The sequence below is a fragment of the Pedobacter sp. KBW01 genome (genome assembly GCF_003852395.1).
Taxonomy (GTDB): domain Bacteria; phylum Bacteroidota; class Bacteroidia; order Sphingobacteriales; family Sphingobacteriaceae; genus Pedobacter.
In genome coordinates this window covers 1-5947 of record NZ_QAJQ01000043.1, presented here as the reverse complement: position 1 = coordinate 5947, position 5947 = coordinate 1, and the positions used below count along the sequence as shown (strand labels likewise).

Below are 5947 nucleotides of genomic sequence, written 5' to 3'. Positions count from 1 at the left end.
TAATTTTTCCTACCTTTGCAACCCGCTCGGAAGGAGAGGGGATTAGTTGAAAAGCGTACAATGGTGAGGATGGGGCGAGATTTATTTTAAAATAAAGCTTGCATGAAGGAAAAAGATTGTTACCTTTGCAGCCCGCTCCTGAAGGAGAGGGAAGCTGGATAAAACCGGCACTTGAAATAGTGGGAAGCAGGAAAAAATAAAACGAAAAAATAAAAATTATTTTATTTGGAAGTTAAAAAAAGATTCCTACCTTTGCACTCCCAACGATAAGGAAGGGTAAAAAAGCTGAGCGGCGGATGTCGCGGAAAGCAAACGAAAAAAGATTGAAACAGGCGAAAACTGAATGCGGGACGAATAAGACCGGCAGAAACCAAACCCTGAAGATATATAGAAAGGCAACCGCGAGGTGATGCCGATAAGTTCTTAAAAGAGATGTCAATGTAGCGAAAGCGGGTTTAATGAAGTACTGGTCGAAGTACATGATTAAGGAGCTTTATTTTAAAGGTGATGTCTAACAGACAAAACAAAAGAAGACTATTTTTAACAATAGTTAAAACTGGTCAGAATCAAAACAACATTTTACAATGGAGAGTTTGATCCTGGCTCAGGATGAACGCTAGCGGCAGGCCTAATACATGCAAGTCGAACGCGATTAAAGGGCTTGCTCTTTATGAAAGTGGCGCACGGGTGCGTAACGCGTATGCAACCTACCTTTATCAGGGGGATAGCCCGGAGAAATCCGGATTAACACCGCATAAAATCACAGGATAGCATTATTCAATGATCAAATATTTATAGGATAAAGATGGGCATGCGTGTCATTAGCTAGTTGGCGGGGTAACGGCCCACCAAGGCGACGATGACTAGGGGATCTGAGAGGATGGCCCCCCACACTGGTACTGAGACACGGACCAGACTCCTACGGGAGGCAGCAGTAAGGAATATTGGTCAATGGAGGCAACTCTGAACCAGCCATGCCGCGTGCAGGAAGACTGCCCTATGGGTTGTAAACTGCTTTTATCCGGGAATAAACCTACTTACGTGTAAGTAGCTGAATGTACCGGAAGAATAAGGATCGGCTAACTCCGTGCCAGCAGCCGCGGTAATACGGAGGATCCAAGCGTTATCCGGATTTATTGGGTTTAAAGGGTGCGTAGGCGGCCTGTTAAGTCAGGGGTGAAAGACGGTAGCTCAACTATCGCAGTGCCCTTGATACTGATGGGCTTGAATGGACTAGAGGTAGGCGGAATGAGACAAGTAGCGGTGAAATGCATAGATATGTCTCAGAACACCGATTGCGAAGGCAGCTTACTATGGTCTTATTGACGCTGAGGCACGAAAGCGTGGGGATCAAACAGGATTAGATACCCTGGTAGTCCACGCCCTAAACGATGAACACTCGCTGTTGGCGATACACAGTCAGCGGCTAAGCGAAAGCGTTAAGTGTTCCACCTGGGGAGTACGCCCGCAAGGGTGAAACTCAAAGGAATTGACGGGGGCCCGCACAAGCGGAGGAGCATGTGGTTTAATTCGATGATACGCGAGGAACCTTACCCGGGCTTGAAAGTTAGTGAATGATTTAGAGATAGATCAGTGAGCAATCACACGAAACTAGGTGCTGCATGGCTGTCGTCAGCTCGTGCCGTGAGGTGTTGGGTTAAGTCCCGCAACGAGCGCAACCCCTATGTTTAGTTGCCAGCATGTAATGATGGGGACTCTAAACAGACTGCCTGTGCAAACAGAGAGGAAGGAGGGGACGACGTCAAGTCATCATGGCCCTTACGTCCGGGGCTACACACGTGCTACAATGGATGGTACAGAGGGCAGCTACATAGCAATATGATGCGAATCTCACAAAGCCATTCACAGTTCGGATTGGGGTCTGCAACTCGACCCCATGAAGTTGGATTCGCTAGTAATCGCGTATCAGCAATGACGCGGTGAATACGTTCCCGGGCCTTGTACACACCGCCCGTCAAGCCATGGAAGCTGGGGGTACCTAAAGTATGTAACCGCAAGGAGCGTCCTAGGGTAAAACCGGTAACTGGGGCTAAGTCGTAACAAGGTAGCCGTACCGGAAGGTGCGGCTGGAATACCTCCTTTCTGGAGTAGCGTCACCTACTCGCTTCGCAACATGATATTTCACAACAAGAGAAACAAGAAACACCCAGAAGAAAACGGTGGGCTACTATAAAGGTAAGCTTAACGGAACTTAAAGAAGGGGTAAGCCAAAGGAAGCAGTAGCGGTAAGGTACTATATACTGCGAAGCGCTTGCCTTAAACCATAGTCCCGTAGCTCAGCCTGGTTAGAGCACTACACTGATAATGTAGGGGTCTCCAGTTCAAATCTGGACGGGACTACATTAAAATAACCTTTTGGGGGATTAGCTCAGCTGGCTAGAGCGCCTGCCTTGCACGCAGGAGGTCAACGGTTCGACTCCGTTATTCTCCACCAAATACATACACTGTCAGGATTGATGGTCTACATTGACATAATTAAGAAAAGAAGAAACGCCATGGGGCACTGATGTACAACAAAAGAAGGACATCGGAAAACGGTTCGAGACCGCAGTTTTTTACTAACGAAGCTGATACGAAGCTTAAGGAAGGGCACATGACACCCTAGCCTTTTATACCTTCGGTTTTCAGCCTCAGTAAAGTTCTTTGACATATTGGAAGAAGTTAAAAAAGAAGAGCAAACAACAATAGGCGACTGTTGTGTTTGTGCTCACCACTCAAATGAGCAATCAGATGAGGGGTATGAGACATCATAACAAGAGCAAAAAAGCATACCATGCGGCGCAAAAGGCGCATGAGTAGAAGAAAGTAATAAAGAGTACACGGGGGATGCCTTGGCTCTCAGAGGCGATGAAGGACGTGATAAGCTGCGATAAGCTTCGGGTATTTGCAAATAGGAATTGATCCGAAGATTTCCGAATGGGGCAACCCGGCATGTTGAAGACATGTCACATATAATGAGCAAACCTGCCGAACTGAAACATCTAAGTAAGCAGAGGAAGAGAAAATAACAATGATTTCCTGAGTAGTGGCGAGCGAAAGGGAAAGAGCCCAAACCTACTTTGTTACGGCAAAGTGGGGGTTGTAGGACTGCAACGTGGCATTAGCAAACAGAAGTGGAACGGGATGGGAAGCCCGGCGATACATGGTGATAGCCCAGTACACGTATAGAATGCTAGCCTAGCAGTATCCTGAGTACCGCGAGGTCGGAGACGCCTTGTGGGAATTTGCCGGCACCATCCGGTAAGGCTAAATACTCCTGAGAGACCGATAGTGAACCAGTACCGTGAGGGAAAGGTGAAAAGAACCCCGAACAGGGGAGTGAAATAGAACCTGAAACCGTGTACTTACAAGCGGTCGGAGCGTACAAGTTGCGTGACGGCGTGCCTTTTGCATAATGAGCCTACGAGTTACTCTTCTCTGGCAAGGTTAAGTGCTTCAGGCACGGATCCGAAGCGAAAGCGAGTCTGAATAGGGCGTATAGTCAGAGGAGGTAGACGCGAAACCTTGTGATCTACCCATGGACAGGTTGAAGGTGCGGTAACACGTACTGGAGGACCGAACCGATAAACGTTGAAAAGTTTCCGGATGATCTGTGGGTAGGGGTGAAAGGCTAATCAAACTGGGAAATAGCTCGTACTCCCCGAAATGTTTTTAGGAACAGCGTCGACGTTGAGTTATATAGAGGTAGAGCTACTGATTGGGTGCGGGGGAGTCAAATCCTACCAAATCCAGACAAACTCCGAATGCTATATAATATAGTCGGCAGTGAGGCGCGGGGTGCTAAGGTCACGCGCCGAGAGGGAAAGAACCCAGACCATCAGCTAAGGTCCCCAAGTTACAGTTAAGTTGAACTAACGAGGTCCGATTGCACAGACAGCTAGGATGTTGGCTTGGAAGCAGCCATTCATTTAAAGAGTGCGTAACAGCTCACTAGTCGAGCGATCGGGCATGGATAATAAACGGGCATTAAATTGTACACCGAAGCTATGGGATTGAAATATATCGGTAGGGGAGCATTCTAGCGGCAGTGAAGGTATCTGGTAATGGGTGCTGGAGCTTCTAGAAAAGCAAATGTAGGCATAAGTAACGATAAGGCGGGCGAGAAACCCGCCCACCGAAAGGATAAGGTTTCCTGATCAACGCTAATCGGATCAGGGTTAGTCGGGACCTAAGGAGAACCCGAAGGGGAAATTCGATGGACAACTGGTTAATATTCCAGTACTTTTTATAACTGCGATGTGGGGACGGAGTAGTGACACTGCCGCGATCTGACGGAATAGATCGTTAAAGGTTGTAGGTATACCGATGGTAGGCAAATCCGCCAACGGTGCTGAAAACTGATAGTACCGCGAGGCTTCGGCTGAGTGGATAGCGCAGGTAATCAGACTTCCAAGAAAAACCGCTAAGCTTCAGGTTATAAAAACCCGTACCGCAAACCGACACAGGTATCCGGGAAGAGGATTCTAAGGTGCTCGAGTGAATCATGGCTAAGGAACTCGGCAAAATGGCCCTGTAACTTCGGGAGAAGGGGCGCTTGCAGCAATGTAAGCCGCAGTGAAAAGGCCCAGGCGACTGTTTAACAAAAACACATGGCTTTGCAAAATCGAAAGATGAAGTATAAGGCCTGACACCTGCCCGGTGCTGGAAGGTTAAGAGGGGATGTCATCCGCAAGGAGAAGCATTGAATCGAAGCCCCAGTAAACGGCGGCCGTAACTATAACGGTCCTAAGGTAGCGAAATTCCTTGTCGGGTAAGTTCCGACCTGCACGAATGGTGTAACGATCTGGGCGCTGTCTCAGCCATGAGCTCGGTGAAATTGTGGTCCCGGTGAAGACGCCGGGTACCCGCAACGGGACGGAAAGACCCCATGCACCTTCACTACAATTTAACATTGACATTGGGTACAGGATGTGTAGGATAGGTGGGAGGCTTTGAAGCGGCGTCGCTAGGCGTCGTGGAGCCAACGTTGAAATACCACCCTTTCTGTATTCGGTGTCTAATCCCGCTCAGCGGGAGACATTGTTTGATGGGTAGTTTGACTGGGGTGGTCGCCTCCAAAAAGGTAACGGAGGCTTTCAAAGGTAAGCTCAATACGCTTGGTAACCGTATGAGGAGTGCAATAGCATAAGCTTGCTTGACTGTGAGACATACAGGTCGATCAGGGTCGAAAGACGGATATAGTGATCCGGTGGTTCTGCATGGAAGGGCCATCGCTCAAAGGATAAAAGGTACGCTGGGGATAACAGGCTGATCTCCCCCAAGAGCTCATATCGACGGGGAGGTTTGGCACCTCGATGTCGGCTCGTCACATCCTGGGGCTGGAGAAGGTCCCAAGGGTTCGGCTGTTCGCCGATTAAAGTGGCACGCGAGCTGGGTTCAGAACGTCGCGAGACAGTTCGGTCCCTATCTGTTGTGGGCGTAGGAATTTTGAGTGGGGCTGACCTTAGTACGAGAGGACCGGGTTGGACTAGCCTCTAGTGAATCTGTTGTTCCGCCAGGGGCATTGCAGAGTAGCTACGCTGGGAATAGATAAGCGCTGAAAGCATCTAAGTGCGAAACTAGCCACGAGATGAGAATTCCATATAGGACCGTAGCAGACTACTACGTTGATAGGCTACAGATGTAAAGCTGGTGACAGCACAGTCGAGTAGTACTAATCATCCGAAGCTTTCAAAGCAAACAGACTGTTGTTTGTTCTTCAAACTAACTTCTTTCAATAATATGTCATTTAAGCTCGAGATAGCTTATCTAAAGAAATTTAGGTGCCTATATCGGTGGTGTCCACCTCTTCCCATTCCGAACAGAGAAGTTAAGCCCACCAGAGCCGATGGTACTGCGGTAACACGTGGGAGAGTAGGTCGGTGCCAAATCTTATAAGAAACCCTTTAACAAAACTGTTAAAGGGTTTTCTTCGTTTATAGCATTT

Annotated in this window: 2 tRNA genes and 3 rRNA genes; all 5 read left to right on the top strand. The window is 48.3% G+C overall.

Annotation, left to right across the window (positions count from 1 at the left end):
- The first annotated feature begins 581 nt into the window (after positions 1 to 581).
- The 5 genes from DBR40_RS26325 (at position 582) to rrf (ending at position 5891) form a co-directional block, all read left to right on the top strand.
- Positions 582 to 2103 (top strand): 16S ribosomal RNA (locus DBR40_RS26325).
- Between the two features lie 183 nt (positions 2104 to 2286).
- Positions 2287 to 2361 (top strand) — tRNA-Ile (locus tag DBR40_RS26320).
- Between the two features lie 17 nt (positions 2362 to 2378).
- Positions 2379 to 2455 (top strand) — tRNA-Ala (locus tag DBR40_RS26315).
- A gap of 365 nt (positions 2456 to 2820) precedes the next feature.
- Positions 2821 to 5697: ribosomal RNA gene (locus DBR40_RS26310) — 23S ribosomal RNA — on the top strand.
- Between the two features lie 82 nt (positions 5698 to 5779).
- Positions 5780 to 5891, top strand: a 5S ribosomal RNA gene (rrf, locus tag DBR40_RS26305).
- The 16S, 23S and 5S rRNA genes sit together here with 2 tRNA genes alongside, the layout of an rRNA operon.
- Positions 5892 to 5947: the final 56 nt, after the last annotated feature.